Origin of the sequence: Halogeometricum sp. S1BR25-6 (assembly GCF_031624495.1) — an archaeon.
GTDB lineage: Archaea > Halobacteriota > Halobacteria > Halobacteriales > Haloferacaceae > Halogeometricum > Halogeometricum salsisoli.
The window spans coordinates 269,718-286,600 of the sequence record NZ_JAMQOP010000005.1 but is presented as its reverse complement, the minus strand read 5'-3'; the positions used below and the strand labels follow the sequence as shown (position 1 = coordinate 286,600).

The 16,883-nt window shown below is 58.7% G+C and carries 13 protein-coding genes; 7 read left to right on the top strand and 6 right to left on the bottom strand.

Going from position 1 to position 16,883, the window contains the following annotated elements:
• Positions 1-53 precede the first annotated feature (53 nt).
• Both NDI76_RS20535 and NDI76_RS20530 read left to right on the top strand, forming a co-directional pair.
• A complete protein-coding gene (locus NDI76_RS20535) occupies positions 54-821 on the top strand; it encodes a lamin tail domain-containing protein (protein WP_310926038.1) in 768 nt (255 codons plus the stop codon).
• Positions 822-989: 168 nt separating this feature from the next.
• Positions 990-3,110 carry a PKD domain-containing protein gene (locus tag NDI76_RS20530; protein ID WP_310926037.1) on the top strand — a complete coding sequence of 707 codons (2,121 nt, stop codon included), beginning with the start codon at positions 990-992 and terminating at the stop codon, positions 3,108-3,110.
• A gap of 786 nt (positions 3,111-3,896) precedes the next feature.
• On the opposite strand, the gene NDI76_RS20525 is transcribed toward NDI76_RS20530, so the two are convergent.
• A complete protein-coding gene (locus NDI76_RS20525) occupies positions 3,897-4,733 on the bottom strand; it encodes a CPBP family intramembrane glutamic endopeptidase (protein ID WP_310926036.1) in 837 nt (278 codons plus the stop codon).
• A 664-nt stretch (positions 4,734-5,397) separates the two neighbouring features.
• Between NDI76_RS20525 and NDI76_RS20520 the strand changes: the two genes are divergently transcribed.
• The 3 genes from NDI76_RS20520 to NDI76_RS20510 all read left to right on the top strand — a co-directional run bounded on the left by NDI76_RS20520 (position 5,398) and on the right by NDI76_RS20510 (position 8,821).
• Positions 5,398-7,011 (top strand): dockerin type I domain-containing protein, encoded by a 1,614-nt coding sequence (locus tag NDI76_RS20520; RefSeq protein ID WP_310926035.1) that lies wholly within the window; start codon positions 5,398-5,400, stop codon positions 7,009-7,011.
• Between the two features lie 558 nt (positions 7,012-7,569).
• Complete coding sequence (locus tag NDI76_RS20515) at positions 7,570-8,187, top strand: plastocyanin/azurin family copper-binding protein (protein WP_310926033.1); 618 nt, start codon at positions 7,570-7,572, stop codon at positions 8,185-8,187.
• Between the two features lie 256 nt (positions 8,188-8,443).
• Positions 8,444-8,821, top strand: a complete 378-nt coding sequence (locus NDI76_RS20510) for a CBS domain-containing protein (RefSeq protein ID WP_310926032.1) — start codon at positions 8,444-8,446, stop codon at positions 8,819-8,821.
• Between the two features lie 192 nt (positions 8,822-9,013).
• Here the strand turns inward: NDI76_RS20510 and NDI76_RS20505 are convergent, their stop codons facing one another.
• The 4 genes from NDI76_RS20505 to NDI76_RS20490 form a co-directional block, all read right to left on the bottom strand.
• Positions 9,014-9,388, bottom strand: coding sequence for a PIN domain-containing protein (locus NDI76_RS20505; RefSeq protein ID WP_310926110.1), 375 nt, complete (start codon positions 9,386-9,388; stop codon positions 9,014-9,016).
• Between the two features lie 24 nt (positions 9,389-9,412).
• Complete coding sequence (locus tag NDI76_RS20500) at positions 9,413-9,628, bottom strand: hypothetical protein (RefSeq protein ID WP_310926030.1); 216 nt, start codon at positions 9,626-9,628, stop codon at positions 9,413-9,415.
• 391 nt (positions 9,629-10,019) lie between these two features.
• A complete protein-coding gene (locus tag NDI76_RS20495; protein ID WP_310926029.1) occupies positions 10,020-10,643 on the bottom strand; it encodes a hypothetical protein in 624 nt (207 codons plus the stop codon).
• A gap of 240 nt (positions 10,644-10,883) precedes the next feature.
• Complete coding sequence (locus NDI76_RS20490) at positions 10,884-11,489, bottom strand: monooxygenase family protein (RefSeq protein WP_310926028.1); 606 nt, start codon at positions 11,487-11,489, stop codon at positions 10,884-10,886.
• 143 nt (positions 11,490-11,632) lie between these two features.
• On the opposite strand from NDI76_RS20490, the gene NDI76_RS20485 reads away from it, so the two are divergent.
• Both NDI76_RS20485 and NDI76_RS20480 read left to right on the top strand, forming a co-directional pair.
• Positions 11,633-12,547, top strand: a complete 915-nt coding sequence (locus tag NDI76_RS20485) for an alpha/beta fold hydrolase (protein ID WP_310926027.1) — start codon at positions 11,633-11,635, stop codon at positions 12,545-12,547.
• Between the two features lie 112 nt (positions 12,548-12,659).
• Positions 12,660-13,907: a serine hydrolase domain-containing protein gene (locus tag NDI76_RS20480; protein WP_310926026.1), complete on the top strand. Its 1,248-nt coding sequence runs from the start codon at positions 12,660-12,662 to the stop codon at positions 13,905-13,907.
• Positions 13,908-14,340: 433 nt separating this feature from the next.
• Here the strand turns inward: NDI76_RS20480 and NDI76_RS20475 are convergent, their stop codons facing one another.
• Positions 14,341-16,278: a PKD domain-containing protein gene (locus NDI76_RS20475; RefSeq protein WP_310926025.1), complete on the bottom strand. Its 1,938-nt coding sequence runs from the start codon at positions 16,276-16,278 to the stop codon at positions 14,341-14,343.
• Between the last annotated feature and the right edge of the window lie 605 nt (positions 16,279-16,883).

Sequence of the window (16,883 nt, the reverse complement as noted above, 5' to 3'; positions counted from 1 at the left end):
ACTCCGGCGCCGATACCGGTACAAATGTTTATGACGGCATGACACGTATCCACATGGTATCGGACGAACGCCGGCCCCACCGGGGTTTCGTGCGGCGTTTTCCCGAACAGAGGAATAAGAAACGTGTCAGCCAGAGATATCAGAGAGCAATGAGCCGCAGTGACCGATCGGACGACGGCGAGCGACCCGAGAAGCGCCGAGCTGGCGGTGGGTTCGCCGCCTCGCTACAGCGTGACCTGACCGAGCTAGTGATGCTCATCGTCAAGGGTGTGTTCACTTTCTTCGCGTTTCTTGTCCTCTTCTTCCTCGTCCGAGGATTCGTCAACAACTTCCTCTTTCTGGGTTTCGTCAGCAGGTTCTTTCTGACGGTGCTGCTCTCGCTGGTTATTCTCGTCGCTGGACGTCGGCTGTACCGTCGCATCCGCGGAAAGCCGGCGAACGATCCTGAGAGGCTAGAGTCCGACCCCGATCCGGAAGTGGACCCAGAGCCAGTCGAAAAGCCTGAACCGGAATCAGAACCGTGGCAGGACGTCGTCGTCGTCGAAGTCGAGGACCGTCGGAACCGCAAGGACCTCGTCTTGCAGAATACCAGCGACGACCCCTGGGATCTCTCGGGAGCTATCCTCGTTGACGACCGAGGAGAGGAGTTCACGTTCCGCGATGGGTTAGTCATCAATCCCGGGGACCGGGAGTCGCTGCCCGTCGAGAAGCATCTCGACGTCACCTACGGGGCGCCTGTCACGCTCCGGACGAAATCGGGAGAACAGTACGAACTGCCGTGGCTGAGCGTTGTCCGCGAGCGGCGGTCGAACGACCAGTGATGGCACAGACGTAGCTCAACGACGAAACGGCAGGTCCGACCGTCGGGAACGTATCGAGTACCAAATTCTTATATAACTAAAGTTTATGACATTTGGGAGCGTACATCACGTGAACTAGTCGGAGAGATGAGTCCGCGCTAGTGAGCGACCGGTTTCGGAGAGAGATCCATGTTCACGATATCCACACAAAGAAAAGAAACTCGACGCGGAACATCGACGCTCGGATCGAAAGCGAGACGGTTCACCGTACTGGCAGTGGTGTTCGTTACCATCGTCGCCGGTGCCGTTCCGTCCGTCGCGACGGCGACGGAGCAGACGGAGGTAACGTACGACTTCGAGGACGGCGACGTCGGTGAGACGGTCACCGAGTACGGCGAACGCGTTGAGTTCGACGGTGGTGTCGTGATAGCGTCCGCAACGGAGACGTCTCGCGGCGGCGGTGTCGTCGTCGAGAGTCGTTCGGACGGTGAGTCGATCGAGATTATGTTCTCGGAACCGCAGGAGGAGGTCAGGTTCTCGGTTCGCGGCGGTGATCAGGACCCGCCCCAGGTATCGCTCTTTGGTCCGACGTACATCGCTGAATACACTGATATCGAGGTTACTGCGTACGATAAGGGCAATGCGGTGGTCGCCTCGTACAGCGAGACGCAGCTACTGTACTACTGGAACGAAGTGACGCTAAACACGTCCGGCTCTGACCGTCTCTCGCGCGTCGTAGTATCGTACTCCGACGGAGAACCGGATTTCTGCTTCGATGGAGACGACTGCTCGTTCCCCATCGTCGCGCAACTCGACGATCTTTCGTTCACTGCTAGTGGTCCAGAGATAGGCCTCATCGATGTGTCTGACTCTGTCGGTGTCAACTCCGACGTTACGTTCGAGACCACCGGAACGCAAACGGCCGGAACGATCGTCAGCACGGAGTGGGACTTCGACGACGGAGAAACATCAACCGGCAGCTCGCCGACGCACCGGTTCGCCTCACCTGGTGAGAAAGTGGTCAGGCTCACCGTCACTGACGAACTGGGCCTCCAGGACACCGTGACGACCCGCGTAATCGTCGCAGGAGATCTGGATGCCGTCTTCACGTTCGATCCCAACATTCCCGACGAGAAAGAGATCGTCAGATTCGACGCGTCGGGGACGGATGCAGACGGAATCATCGAACGCTTCGAGTGGGAGTTCGGAGACGGGATGAAAGGCACGGGTGAGTTCCCTCAGCATGCCTATGAGGAGGGCGGAACGTACACGGTCGTTCTTACCGTCACCGACAGTTACGGACAGACCGGAACCGACAGCCGACCGATCATGGTGAACGCGCCCCCGGAGGGAAACTTCACCGCGAACTCCCCGTCCGAGCGGATATTCCTCGGGGATAGGGTCACCTTCGACGCCTCGGGGGCGACCGACGAATCCGCATCGAGGCTCACCTACGCGTGGAACTTCGGCGATGGAGGCGACGCATCGGGCGTCCGACCGACGCACGTGTACGACGAAGCTGGAACCTACGCGGTGACGCTCATCCTCACTGACGCTCGCGGTGCCTCGACCATCGTGACCGACGAGGTGCGAGTTCTCGCACCCCCGACGGCAGGTCTGGTCGCCTCGGGTGCTGACCTCGCGACCGACGAAGAGGTCACGTTCGATGCCTCCGGGTCGAACGACCCAGATGGACGAATCGCGGAGTACCGGTGGGATTTCGGCGATGAAACCACGACGGTGACCGACGGGCCGTCGGCGACGCACATCTACGATGAACCCGGAACGTACACGGCGACGGTGACCGTCGTTGACGACGACGGTCTCAGCGACTCGACCCAACTGACCGTTCAGATCGCTTCACCCTTCCCGCTGGAACTCCTGTTAGCTGCGGGCGGACTGCTCGTCGCGGCCGCTCTCGCCTACCTGCTGTACCGATGGTATAGCAACCGCGAGTCTGGAGAATCTAAGCCGGATCCCGGCTTAGGATCCGGCCTGGGGTCCGACGAGGAGGTCTGGCGGGACATCCTCATCGAGTCTGTCGACGAACGACGCGATAGCAAGCGGTTGGTATTACGGAACACCAGTGAGAAGACGTACGACCTGTCGGGTGCAGCCATCCTCGATGACGACGGTGAACGCTTCACCTTCAAGGAGGGACTGCGCCTTGAACCTAGCGAGCGCAAATCGCTCCCCGTCGCCGAGAGCATGACGCTCACGCCTGGGAGAGTGGTGCTACTGCAAACCGACGACGAGCGATACGAACTCCTCTGGCAGGACTTCCCCGGCGGCCGCGGGTCGGGCAGCTGAACCTCCGAAGTCTCGTTTTAGCTGAGTGTTTCTCTCTTCGGATGCGAACCGGTGGCTGACTGTCCTCATCTTCATATATCATACTAGATACTATCCCGGGCCTGAAAACGTGGGTATCTCTCTCCGTTATAAGAATAACGTCATACAGATGTCATCTGTTTTCATTGAATCTAAGAATCCATGAATCAGTGATTCACTAATTGGTATCTCGATCAGTGTGATTGCAGTACTAACTCTCAAAAATCGATAAAATGGAGGTTTAAACGAGGGAGATTCCACCAGAGGTCGTCAGTGGTGGGGCACCCGATTATTTTCATCGGTCCAAACCTTGCCCTGTGATGCTCTTTCGTACGAGAACAAATCGATAGGGGTGGCTCTTCATCCGGTCAATCGGAATACGAGCATCGGGATCTACACTGCACCAGCATCGATGCGTACGATTCTCGTGTCATAGATACGGGTCAAATTGAGCAGCAACTTCCGGTTAACCAACGGAAAGCTGTCTTTCGGAGGTGCCGTTGGTTAATCACGCTAGTTACAACTAGCGAGCTCGTGAGCTGCTTTGGCGATGACTTCCGTCTTCCCCGAACCCGGAGGCCCCACGACGAGCGAGAGGTCGCCAACGCCGAGACTGAGAATATCTGCAAGGACGGCTTGCTGTGAGTCGTCTAGCTTAAATCCGTCAAGGCTCCGGCTGTCGCTCAGTTCCGACGGGGTCGGACGGGAGAGCGACGATTGATCTAACGTGTCGAGCAGAAGATCGCGTTCGAGTCTGAGGGGAGAGAGTTAGTCAGATTGGGTGACCCTTCCCGTCTGTCCTAACCGTTTCGGCCCCGAATACGCTACCACGACGATGGTCGCGGCGACGAGGAACCCGACCATCGCGAGGCTCGCGGGATCGGAGTCGAGAATAGGGAACATTCCCTGGGCCCAGTTCCACGAGGTGTGCATGAGGAGCGCCGGGAGGAGGCTTCCGTTCGTACTATTGTACACCCACGTCATGAGCACGGAGAGCAAGGTGATGGAGACAACGAACCCGAGGAACGGATTGTCGTAGTAGATCGTCTCGCTCGGGATGTAGAACAACGGTAGATGCCAGACTGCCCAGACGAGTCCGACAGCGAGACCCCCACCGAGCGGCGTAAGCCGCTCTTGGAGCGGATCGAGGAGGTAGCCACGCCACCCGAACTCCTCTTGGATCGGTCCTCCCAGCACCAAGATCCAGCCGAACGCGATGAGGAGGACAATCGGTTGGCCCACCCAGGGGAACGTCGGTGTCGTGCCGGTGGCGACGGCCACCGCGAGCGCGCCGCCGACGATCGCCGGTGGGAGCAGCAGGGCCGCGAGAATCCATTGCTTGGGATAGTCGAGCTGGATCGCTCGACCAGCGAGCCGCCGCGCTCCCGCGAACCCATTCGCGTACGCGACGAGGAGAAACGCAGCGACTGTCGGACCGAACGCGCCGAGATTCGGCAGGACCGGAACACCCTCAACGACACCCATTTCGAGAAGGATCTTCGATCCCCAAAACCCCCATGACCACGCGAACGTCAGAACCAGGAACGCAACAATGCCGGCAATGCCGATGTCTTTGTCGCTCGATTTTGAGATCGCGTGAGTCATATTACCCGTATAGTATGTGTTTCAATGAGACCGACGTGAAATCGGTCAGTACAGGGTACGTCTCGGTCAGGCAGAATCGGGGCGCTCCGGGATGTCCGTATGGCCGAAGTGTCCCGTACGAGTGAAGATAACGCCTATAGCCGTCCCGAGCGCTGAGCCGAAACCGATTCTCATTCCCAACCAGAAGAGAAGGTCGCCAGTGATCGCCCCGATGGCAGTCCCCGCACCAGCCCCGAGTGCGTTTCCGAGACCTAAACCAAGAGCAATCGTACCGTTCGAATCGGAACCCATGCTCTCTATTGTCTCCGAGGGGCATAAAAATAGATCCTGGAGAACGAGAGGTATCCTGTTCACAGGCGTCTCGATGCCGATGTAACTGGCCGGTCGTGGTTGCTGAATACATCCTCTAAGTGTTGCACGTCGCTTCTGACAGCGTTTGGTGAGTTTCTGTGGCTGTGCTGAATAGAGGGCGCAAATCAGTCACTTACCAGTTCCTGTCTGGTGAAGGGTTAGGGTGCTAGTTACAGAGGATGGAGTCAGAAAGAGAACAATCGTCAATTCGGCACGGAGTTCGATATGGAATTATCATGCACAATACTATCTCCGGTCGGGTCAATTGATTCACATAGGGAAGTCACCGGGTGGCCTCTGAAGGAGAACGCACATGCAAAACAGAACCGACACAACGTCAATCGCCCCGTCAGTGAACCGCTCCCGTCGCCGGACACTCAAAGCACTCGGCGTCCTCGGTGTCGCGAGTATCGTCGGAAGCGGGACGGCCCTCGGCGCTCAACTCGATGCGCTCGTCACCGCCGGCCGCCTTACTGAGGTCCAGACCGCCCAGTTGTTCACCCAGGTCAAGAAGCTCACCGCCAGCGACGCTGCCGCCGGCGATAGCTTCGGTTATGCAGTGTCGGTGAGCGGCGACGGAAGTACGGCGCTCGTCGGAGCCCGTCAAGATGACGACGCTGGCCTTAGCTCGGGGTCAGCGTACGTTTACGACCTGACCCAGGACCCCCCAGTCGAGACGAAACTCGCCGCCAGCGACGCCGCCATGTTTGATTTCTTCGGTCATTCGGTGTCGATGAGCGACGACGGAACCACCGCCTTAGTGGGAGCTTATTTAGACGGCGACGCTGGACTCCAGTCAGGCTCGGTGTACGTCTACGACCTGACCCAAGACCCGCCGGCCGAGACGAAACTCACCGCCAGCGATGGTGCCGCCGGCGACATCTTCGGCTGGTCGGTGTCGGTGAGCGGCGACGGAAGAACAGCGCTCGTCGGAGCCCGTCAAGACGACGACGCTGGTTCTAGCTCGGGGTCGGCGTACGTTTACGACCTGACCCAGGACCCGCCGACCGAGACGAAACTCTCCGCCAGCGACGCTGCCGCCGGCGATTTTTTTGGTGACCCAGTGGCGATAAACTGCGACGGAAGTACAGCGCTCGTGGGGGCGTCTCACGACGACGACGCTGGTAGTGGCTCGGGAGCGGCATACGTCTACGACCTGACCCAGAATCCGCCGGTTGAGGCGAAACTCACTGCCAGCGACGCCACCAACGGCGAAAACTTCGGCCGGTCGGTTTCGATCAGCGGCGATGGAACCACCGCCCTCGTGGGGGCTCACTGGGGCGCCGCAGAGGGTTCTCGGTTGGGCTCGGCATACGTCTACGACCTCACCCAGGACCCGCCGACCGAGACGAAACTCTCCGCCAGTGATGCTGCCGCCAACGATTTCTTTGGCCATTCGGTGTCGATGAGCGACGACGGAAGAACAGCGCTCGTCGGAGCCTCTCTAGACGACGACGCTGGCCTTAGTTCGGGGTCAGCGTACGTGTTTGACCTGACCCAAGACCCGCCGGCCGAGACGAAACTCGCCGCCAGCGACGGCGCCGCCGGCGATAACTTCGGCCATTCGGTGTCGATAAGCGGCGACGGGAGCACGGCGCTCATCGGAGCTTATTTAGACGACGACGCTGGCCCTGACTCGGGGTCGGCGTACGTGTTCGAACTGGAACTGTTGGAGGTGTTCCCGGAGCCAATCGTTCTGAAGAGCGGGAAGGTGGTCGATCCCCAGGACCTCGACGGTGACGGGCTCTACGAGGACCTCGACGGCGATGACAACGTTGACGGCCAGGATGTATCGAATTTGACACAACTGGAGAACGCACAGCGGAAAGGAGAGATTCAGCTCACTGACGCGCAAGTGGCCGCATTAGACTTCAACGGCGACGGGGAGTTCACCAAGAAAGACATCGCCGCCTACAGCAAGCAGTAGGGCCCGTAGAACCGTCTGTTGAGGCAGGGGATCGGTGAAGTCCCTGCTACGTTTTGGACGCCCCAGCCGGTCAATTCGTCTATACGTCTCTCGACGGTTTCCCGGTCTGTACGAGTGTCCCCGCCGAAATCAGTATTTCACGATGTGGCCCCTTGTGCACTCTCTAATACGTGCAAACGGATGCACCAAGAACGAGAGGACAGCCCTCTGGAGTCGCCGACGCTTCGACCGACCTTCCTCGAATCCAGTAGCTCGCGGGAACGAGCTACTAGTCGTTTCGCTCAAACCGTTGCGAACTGAAGGCCGTCTAGTTGCTGAACTCACACTCTGAATCGGTCACGACGCTTCTGACAGCGTTCGGTGAAGTTTCTGTGGCCGTGCTGCATAGAGGGCGCGAGTCGGTCTTTGCTCAGTGGCCGTTTGAAAAATCCGATGAACCTCAGAGCGCGAGATGAGCATGATACGGGCCTGACACCGCGATATGACAAGTGTTGTCGTATATATGCTTATGCTGTTCTTTGGCTATCAGATAGTGACGACAGTTGATGTCGTAGCACCATGCAGGAATCACACTCTCCCACATCCAACCGCCGTACTGTACTGAAGACTGTCGGAACTCTCTCACTCCTCTCGACCGTCGGTGTAGGCACCGCGCTCGGAGCCAAGCCCGAACGGAAGGGGAACAACTTCGGCAACGGGAACGGCGTCGGGGCCTTTCTGAACGAGCCCGCCCTGTACAAGCCCTCACCCGTCTGGGCCGATGGTGTCGTCAATGCAACTGGACAGGACACCGTTGAGGTGGTCAACGGAGCGATGACGAACGTCACGCTTCCGGGCTTCCCCCCGATGCTCCCAGTCGCGTTCGACCCCGTGGCCGTCGAGGTGTCGCCCGGGACGGAGGTCGTCTGGACGTGGCAGGAATACCCTGAGGGGTTCCCACCGATTCCCCACAACGTCGTCTCATTGAAGCAAGACGGGAACGGCCCCCTATTCGAGAACCCCGACGGTGTCGTCTACCAGCCGGGGCTGACCTACGCGGTCACGTTCGACGAACCCGGCAACTACCTCTACTACTGTACGCCCCACGGCGCACCCTTCGAGGTACCGAACTTCGAAGGTGAGACGGTCTACAACGAGTTCGGAATGCGTGGTGCGGTCATCGTCACCGACGAGTAACGTCTCGGCCAACCCACCCCACTCTACCGCCGTCCACGTCGGTTCGCCGAACGGGCGCCTGCGGAATACATCCTCTAAGTCTTGCACGCACCTTCTGACAGCGTTCGGTGAAGTTTCTGTAGCCGTGCTGAATAGAGGGCGCGTATCTTACACCCCTGTCCCCGCTAGGAGCGTCCTCTTGCACTCCTTCGACTCCGAAGGGGGCTCGTTGCCGCTACAACAACATACCTTACTATTCGCATCCGTCTCTAGGGGTATGAGTCCCAGCGAGAGAGTCACTGCCGAAGAAGTGATGTCTTCCCCCCTAGAGACGACCTCGGCGGAAGCAACGGTCAAGGAAGCCGCACAACAGATGAGGGAGAAGGACGTCAACGCCCTCGTTGTCAGAACCACGCCACGAGGCATCATCAGCAGTACTGATGTACTTGCCGCCGTTGCTGAGGGGCGAAACGTCTCGGAGTTACAGGTGGCCGATATAATGACGACCAATGTCGAAACCGCTTCGCCGGACAATTACGTGGAGGAGGTGGCCGCGATGATGACCACATACGGTATCAAACACCTCCCGGTCGTTGATGACGATTACGTTGGGATGGTCTCCTCAAGCGACGTGACTGCCCACCTATCGAAATGAGGAGTATAGGCGCGCGCAACGAAACCGGTGGATACTCCCTCTGAGTGTTGCACACCTCTTCTGACAGAGTCTGAGGAGGTCTCTGCGGTCGTGCTGAACTCAGGGCCGTATCGGTCACGGAACTGTCTTGGGTCGGCATTAAGTACAGGGAAGCTACGAATCGTTCGGCAGAGGTGGGGTGGCTGTCGCAACTCAGTAGGTCTCTACGTCGAGATCTTCGACATCTTGAAAGTCGGAATCGTTCGAGACCACCGGCTCGTCGAGGAGTAGACCATGAGCAGCGACGACTGAGTCGGCACCGTCGAGTTCTCCCAGCACATCGGAGTTCATGTGTTCCCCGTTCAACTTGCCTGCCCGCCGGGCTACCTCCGGTGAGAGGTCAACAGTTGAACGGCTAGCGATCAGTCGCTCGTAGAGTGCGCGCAGTTTCTCCCCTCGCTCCGCCAGTGGAGCATTTCCAATACCAGTGTACACCTCCCAGAAGACTGCTGTCGGAACGAGAGTCGGAACGACTCTCTCATCAAGCTCTCGTGCCTTCTCGCGTGCAGCCTCGTCGCCGTCGGCCAGTGCACCCAGGCTGCGTGTCCAGAATCATTCCGACTCAGGCGGCGTCGCTTCGACCGACCCGTCAGTCGCCTCCTCGACGCTCACATCGAGATCAAGTTCCGCCGCGTCGTCGGCGAAGTCGGTGAGAGAATAGCCACCGACCAACCGGTCCAGTGTTTCGGCTAGCGTTTCCCCCTCCCAGTTCTCTGATTTCACCCGGGCGTGCAGGTCCTCGCTGACTCGCATCTGTTTCGTCCCCATACCCTCTTGTTTACGTCGTTGACAAAAAGAATCTGACACTGGTCCTGAAGCATAAGGATGGGCAAGAAATCCTTTGATCAGTTCGCACGGGCTTCCTATCGTGTGTTCAGGCTTCCTAACACGAAACACAGACCAACGAGTTGCTGCATACATCCTCTGTAGTCAGCACGTCGCTCCTGACAGCGCTCGGGGGGTTTCTGTGGCCATGCTAAGAGGGGGCCCGAATCTGCTATGGACCCGGCACCCGGTGAGGGTGAATCGAATCGCTCGGAACAGCGCGTATGTGTAACAGGTACCTGAACCAGTCGGCCGGACGAGAATCACGACGACGTCAAAGTAGGGGGCCGAATCGCCGGGCATTTCGATTCGCCGCCAACCACCGCAGCGAGATTCAGTCGCTCGTGACCTCAGCCGAGGCAGTCCTAGCCCAGTCCGCCGATCGGAGGTAGCGCCCGAAGACGACCCACGCGAGTCCGTACAACAGGAACGGCCCTGCCCACGGGTCGGCGCCCTCACCCATCACGTAGGTCGTGAAGGCGATGGCGAACGGCAGGCCGACGGGTAGTGCCGCGACCAGCAACCAAGCGCCGAGTCGTGGCGTCGTCGCAGCGTCGCTCCGAAGTACCGCGACACCGAAGACGAGTGCCCCGAGAAACGCGACGAGCCATCCGAGTAGGGTCGGGATAAAAGCCACCCCGGAGCCGTATTCCGCTATCGGGAGCGCCACTGTCGCGATGACCCACCCGACGGTCATCGTCCAGAACCCGGCAGTCGCGAGGCGACCGAACCATCGGTGTTCGCTCGCGTAGAGCGCCGGCAATCCGAGTGCGATAAGGATTGACGCGACGATGCCGATCGGACTGACGATCGCGAACTCGGCTTCGTTGAGAACGCTGAGCAGGGCGATCCCGGTGATCATGAGCAGGCCGCCGCCGACGAGCGCACTGATCGCACTCAGCCGCATCCGCTGTTGAGGGGTCGGTCGTTCTTCGAGCGCCGATTCGTACTGTGTCATAGTGTTTTCCGATCCCCGGTGAACTGCGCGAAAAGCGCCGGTCGTTCGAGAACCAGACGTTATATTGTCGGCGAGCCGAGATAAACACGTCGTACGTTGGCAAGAGACGAGGTAAATCGCAAGCCACTGAGGAAAGGTTGGAGAGTGTTGTCGTTCTTGAGGGCTGGATTTATCACTTGTCGAGAGACACAGAGCATCCATCTGTCGGTAGGCTCGGGTGGAAATTCATCACGTATTTCATCAAATAGGAGTAACAACACTGCAGTCGTGCTGAAAACAGGGAGTTCTGTTCGGCAATGAATCTGATAGCTCCAGAACCGAATCGGCGTCACTCTCGATTGGCTCGTCGGCTGCTGGTGCTTTCCGGGCGGCCCCATCGTGAGAGAGTCCGAATCGCCGGTCGTGTTCGCGCATCGGAACCATTTTCGCGAACTTTCCGATCCCGATCGGTGGGACGTTCCGGAAGAACGTCTCAAACGAGTCGCCGTCGATGACGTAGAGCTCTGCCCAGAACCCGAGTCCTCCGTCCGGGTCGGCCTTCTCGTTGTACCACTTCCACGCTGGGAGGTGAGAGCCGTTCGGATCAGTCGCGAACCGCTGGAGGTCCTCGAGTGACCGCCAGTACTGCATCGCAGCTCCTTTCCGAAATCCGAGGAAAATGGGCGTGTACCCGAGGAACCCGCTGTCCGGGTCCGCCTCCAGCTCCTTGAACATCTTCGCGACCTTCCAGTTCGCTAGCAGCCACTGTGGGAGCGCCCGGAGCTTGTTGAGCCGCATCCCGTTGATGTAGATGACGAATCCGTCATCCATCTCTGCGGCCATCCGTTCTCTGAATATCGGTGCCATTTGGTACTCTACGTCATCGCAGACGATAAACCAGAGAGACAGTTCGATGGCAGCACTGGGTTCGGAGTAGTCGCTGATTACCCCTGTGCTCTGTTCAGCACGGCCACTAACGGGGTTATGTCTATTGACATCGTACTAACTGGATGGAAGAACAGAATCCCGGCTCCAAGAAAGAACGTACAGAAAACCATCTAGTCGAGAGTGCTGAGACAAGCGAGTCTGGAACTGTCCAAACAACCGATATAAAGACGCACTACATACGTCGTGGGGACGGTCCCCCTATCGTTTTCATCCACGGTATGGCGATGAGCGCCATCCAGTGGGAATCGCAGATGGAGACTCTCAGCAACGAGTATACGACCGTCGCGTACGACGTGCGCGGTCACGGGTACACTGGTGGCTCAGATCGCGAGTCATATACCATGGAGTTATACGCAGCAGACCTTGATGCGCTTCTGACGACGCTAGACATCGAGGATCCCGTTCTCTGTGGGCTTTCGATGGGCGGATGCATTGCCCAGATGTACGCCGCGACGTATCCCGAAAAGGTGGCCGGCCTTGTGGTGTCCGATACGTTTACTGCAGCTCCGCTCCCCTTGACAGGCCGGCTGATCTTCGCCAACCTCCGGTTCTTCGGCCTACTTGACCGGTTTGTTCGGTACACGACGCTGAACCGGTTCCAAACCTGGGTAGGTAATCGTATGTCTCCGGGAGTTGCTGGTGACGGCGTGACTGTACAGCGACTCATGGAAAAAGCACCCAGGATTTCTCATAGAGAGTTCGTTAAGATTGCCAATTCAATGGCGCGCTTCCCGAGGAGTGACCTTGACGCTTCACAGATTACTACCCCAACGTTGGTTATGCACGGAGAGAATTTGCCAGCGGTGCTTCAGGATATGCACAGGAGGCTCGCGGAGGGCCTCATCAATGCCGACATAGAGTTCACCGTGGTTCCGGACGCTGGTCATGCTTCCAATATCGATAACCCCGATTTTTTCTCGGCGACGGTACAGGAATTTCTCTCCCGAATCACCTTGACGCGGTCACAACGCTTCTGACAGCGTTCGGTGAGGTTTCTATGGCCGTGCTGCAGAGAGGGCGCGAGTCGGTCAATCGCCCAGACAATTATCGACTGTCACAGTTATCATTTCAGAGGACGTGTCAAATGGTATGTCAAAAGTTAGCGTGCAGTCCGCGGACGCCGTAACAATCCACGGCACTGTCGAGCCCGGGTTCGAGCCTGTCCGTGAAGTGTTCGCGGAGAATTTTCACGACCGCAACGAATTGGGGGCGGCGATTGCCGTCTACTCTCGTGGCGAGCTCGTCGTCGACCTCTGGGGTGGCTACCGGGACACCGACCACGAGCATCCGTGGGAGGCCGACACGATGGTCCTCGTGGCCTCGGGGACGAAGGGGATGACGGCGGCAGCCATCGCTGTCGCGCTCTCGCGAGGGTTGTTCGCACTCGACGACCGCATCGCCGACTACTGGCCAGCGTTCGCCCAGCACGGGAAGGGTGAAGTCACGGTCCGACAGTTGCTGAGTCACCAGGCAGGGCTCGCGACGCTCGATGGGCGCCTTTCACCAGAGCAGATTGCCGACACGGAGTTCCTCTCGGGCCTGCTCGCGAGCGAGAAACTCGACTGGGTGCCCGGCACCCGCCACGGCTACCATGCGTTCACACTGGGCTGGTACGCAAGCGAACTGCTCCGACACACCGACGGACGGACGCTGGGCCAGTTCTTCGCCGACGAGGTGGCCGAGCCGCTCGACCTGGAATTCTACATCGGGCTTCCCGAGAAGATTCCAACCGACCGCGTGGCAGACCTCGATGCATTTGGGTATCTGGACATGCTCTTGAACCTCCGGACACTGTCGCCGCGGTTCGTCCTGTCGTTCTTCAACCCGTGGTCAGTGACGAATCGGGCGCTGAACGTGCTCGATACCCGGCGTCCGGCCGACCTGAACAGTCCGGCATTCCGTGCGGTGGAGATTCCCTCGGGCAACGGCATCGGGACCGCCCGCGCGATGGCACGGCTGTATGGTGAACTCGCAACGGGCGGCGAGGCGCTAGGTCTCGACAAGGACGTGTTCGCGGAATTGACCGCACCCCCGGTGCCGCCGTCAGGTGACCGGCGGGACGTCGTCATCGGCATGGAGACGGCGTACGCGATGGGGTACTCGAAACCGTCGCCCGACTTCCGGTTCGGGACTTCAGATGCCTCGTTCGGTACACCAGGCGCCGGCGGCTCGTTCGGGTTCGCGGACCCCGATGTGGAACTGGGCTTTGCCTACACACCCAACCGATTGGGCCTCCACCTGAAGGACGACCCCCGGGAGATGGCACTCAGAGAAGCCGTCTACGAGTGCATCGAACGACGGAGCCAAGAGACGGACTCACCCCGTACCCGATTCTGACGTTCTGAATAATTCGACAACGCCGCGAATACAGGTTCCCGGCAGATTGCTGTCGCCTACCTGGCTCTTGCTTTACTCGTGACGGTCGCGGCCGGGTTGAGAAATGTATACTCTGTAGTCAGCACACTACTTCTGGCAGTAGTTGGAGAGGTTTCTGCGAGTGTGCTGAATACGCGCTCTGTATTCAGCACAAAGTCTGTTCAGATCTGCTTCTCCGATCAAGGAGATATTGAAAATACGCCAAGTAGTGCGATGGAGGTGAAAGAGATACCATCTCTTTTGGAGAGTCCTTAGACTGATGGATCTTCGTATCGGGAGTCGCTGAGTTGGGTATTTCGGGTTGCGGATCAGTAGCAATGGGATAGGGAGCGGCTCTTGTACCGCCGTGATCCCAGACGATCGATTTGCCCGGGGTCCCGTCGAGCTGGCCTCCTCAGAGTAATTTCCTGAGGGCGTTCACGTCCTTTCTACTGAGGATACCATCGCCATTGAAGTCAAGCGCCGTGACTTGGTACTGGTTCAGCGCAAGGCTCCCGGACTCGTAGTCTGCAACGATGGCGTTCAGTGCATCAACGTCGTCGGTTTCGGGGTCTGGCGGTCCGGTAACGTCTTGTGCGACCCCATCGGCATTCACGTCTTCGTAGAGTCCATCGCCGTCCAGGTCTTGTGGCGGCCCAATCGAAAGCGAAATATTGCGAAACGTCACCACGAGCGGATCGGCGAAGACGACGACCGGCACAGTCTGGGTGGCCATGTCGGTCTCGCCGGCATCGTCGGTCACCGTCAGCGTCACCTCGTAGTCAGCCTCAGCAGTGTAGGTGTGGGTCGTCGTCTGGCCAGTTCCCGTCGTCCCGTCATCGAAGCTCCAGTCGTAGGAGACAATCGTCCCGTCACCGTCGGGGTCGGTCGACCCGCTGGCGTCGAAGGTGAGCTCCTCTCCGACTTCGGGATCGGTTGGGTCGTAGCTGAACGACGCCGTCGGTGGCTGGTTTTCGGGCTCGGTCGATCGCGTGAACACATATGCCGCCCCGGAACCGATGAGATCAGAAGGTTGCTGCTTGGGAGCGCCCGCGAGCGCCGTATTGCCGTCCGCACTCCCTGCGATTGAATCACCGAGTAGAGCGCCCCCGCTGCTATCGCTGACGGTGAACTTCGACTCGGTCGGTGGACTCACGCTCAGGTCGTAGACGTACACCGCACCCGTATCAGCGCTAGCACCATCGTCACCGGGGTTACCGACGAACGCCGTGTTTCCGTCACCGCTCACCGCCACCGATTGACCGAAGCGATCGGCACTAGAGATATCACTGGAGACGAGTTTCGTCTCAGTCGGTGGACTCACGCTCAGGTCGTAGACGTACGCTGAGCCCGAGTTTGTACTGGTCCCAGCGGTGTCGTCTCCAGGAGAACTGATGATAGCAGTGTTGCCGTTGCTGCTCACCGCCACTGATTCACCGAACCTATCGTCGGCGCTACCATCGCTGGCAACGAGTTTCGTCTCGGTCGGTGGACTCACGCTCAGGTCGTAGACGTAGGCCGCGCCCCAGTCACTACTGAACGCACTTCTGTCGACCCGGGGAGCCCCGACGAGTGCAGTGTTCCCGTCACTACTTACCGCGACTGCACTCCCAAACAGATCGGCATCGGCTGCGTCGCTGGCGGTAACTTTCGACTCGGTCGGTGGACTCACGCTCAGGTCGTAGATGTACACACCGCCCGAATTATCGCCAGCGTCATCATCTGTGCTATCACCGATGAGTGCCGTGTTCCCGTCTTTACTTAGCGCCGCCGAAACCCCGAAATAATCGCCGTCCACGTCGTCGCTGGCGGTGAGTTTCGTCTCGGTCGGTGGACTCACGCTCAGGTCGTAGACGTACGCCGAACCCGAACTATCGTCAAAGCCGAATACCGTGGGTGCGCTGACGAGAGCCGTGCTCCCATTACTGCTTATCCCTACCGACCAACCGAAGCGAGATCCAGCCTCGCCGTCGCTGGCGGTGAGTTTCGTCTCGGTCGGTGGGCTTGCGTTCAGGTCGTAGAGGTATGCCGCCTCTGTTCGTGCTGACCCGATGAGCGCGGTGGTACCATCCTCGCTCAACGCTACTGATCGACCGAACTCTGCGTTCGATGTGGCGTCGCTTGCAGTGAGCTTTATCTGTTCAAGCCACTCATCAACAACCTCTGCGGCCACGGGAGCTGGCAACCCCCCGAGTGCGCCGCCACCGAGTCCGAGCAGTGTCGCGGCCCCGATGAACGTCCGCCGGTCGAGTCCCCACTCCCTCGGCTGTTCTCTCTCTGAATCGGTCTCCGTGTCGGTGGTCGTTGTTTTATCCGCCCGGTACAGTCGTTTCTCTGGTTTCCTTTCGTCCATTATCTTCTGTTTCCAGTGATGTCTCTATTCGCTGCTCGACTCGCTTCGGCAGCACTCCTCACGAGACCTTTCCACGCAGCTGGCGTGCCTCGGCAGGGATTGTCCCCGGCGAAACGTCAATCCGACTTACGCTCAACTACGGCGGTTATAACGGTTCCACCGGTGGGATAGATCTATTTGTTTTCGACCTTCTCGTTCCGTCCTACTACCGTTACCCACGTGAACGTGTAACATTTTCACGCTGCGATGGTGTGATGAGCAACTGAGTGAATCACGACCAACCAGATGGGACGTGTGCTGCATCTATCCTCTGAATCGGTCACGACGCTTCTGACAGCGTTCGGTGAGGTTTCTGCGAGTGTGCTGAATACAGAGCGCGAATCGGTCACTCTCCGTGCCGGTCATAAAGACGATGCTGGACGCTTTCGATTCAGCCTCAAATTTAGATGAGCCCCATAACCCAAGAGATTACGATGAGGAGAGAGATGGCAATGCTGATTATGCCTACCACGTTCCCGAGACGTTTCTTTTGGGTTGCGTTCATACTTCTAACATTTTTTCTCCCCTTGAAAATATTGCGTTGGCCCGCCTCTGATCGAGGCATC

Excerpts from the sequence above, each read along its gene's own strand:
- NDI76_RS20535 (WP_310926038.1), top strand. The coding sequence starts at position 54 with ATGGTATCGGACGAACGCCGGCCCCACCGGGGTTTCGTGCGGCGTTTT.
- NDI76_RS20530 (WP_310926037.1), top strand. The coding sequence starts at position 990 with ATGTTCACGATATCCACACAAAGAAAAGAAACTCGACGCGGAACATCG.
- NDI76_RS20525 (WP_310926036.1), bottom strand. The coding sequence starts at position 4,733 with ATGACTCACGCGATCTCAAAATCGAGCGACAAAGACATCGGCATTGCC.
- NDI76_RS20520 (WP_310926035.1), top strand. The coding sequence starts at position 5,398 with ATGCAAAACAGAACCGACACAACGTCAATCGCCCCGTCAGTGAACCGC.
- NDI76_RS20515 (WP_310926033.1), top strand. The coding sequence starts at position 7,570 with ATGCAGGAATCACACTCTCCCACATCCAACCGCCGTACTGTACTGAAG.
- NDI76_RS20510 (WP_310926032.1), top strand. The coding sequence starts at position 8,444 with ATGAGTCCCAGCGAGAGAGTCACTGCCGAAGAAGTGATGTCTTCCCCC.
- NDI76_RS20500 (WP_310926030.1), bottom strand. The coding sequence starts at position 9,628 with ATGGGGACGAAACAGATGCGAGTCAGCGAGGACCTGCACGCCCGGGTG.
- NDI76_RS20495 (WP_310926029.1), bottom strand. The coding sequence starts at position 10,643 with ATGACACAGTACGAATCGGCGCTCGAAGAACGACCGACCCCTCAACAG.
- NDI76_RS20490 (WP_310926028.1), bottom strand. The coding sequence starts at position 11,489 with ATGGCACCGATATTCAGAGAACGGATGGCCGCAGAGATGGATGACGGA.
- NDI76_RS20485 (WP_310926027.1), top strand. The coding sequence starts at position 11,633 with ATGGAAGAACAGAATCCCGGCTCCAAGAAAGAACGTACAGAAAACCAT.
- NDI76_RS20480 (WP_310926026.1), top strand. The coding sequence starts at position 12,660 with ATGTCAAAAGTTAGCGTGCAGTCCGCGGACGCCGTAACAATCCACGGC.
- NDI76_RS20475 (WP_310926025.1), bottom strand. The coding sequence starts at position 16,278 with ATGGACGAAAGGAAACCAGAGAAACGACTGTACCGGGCGGATAAAACA.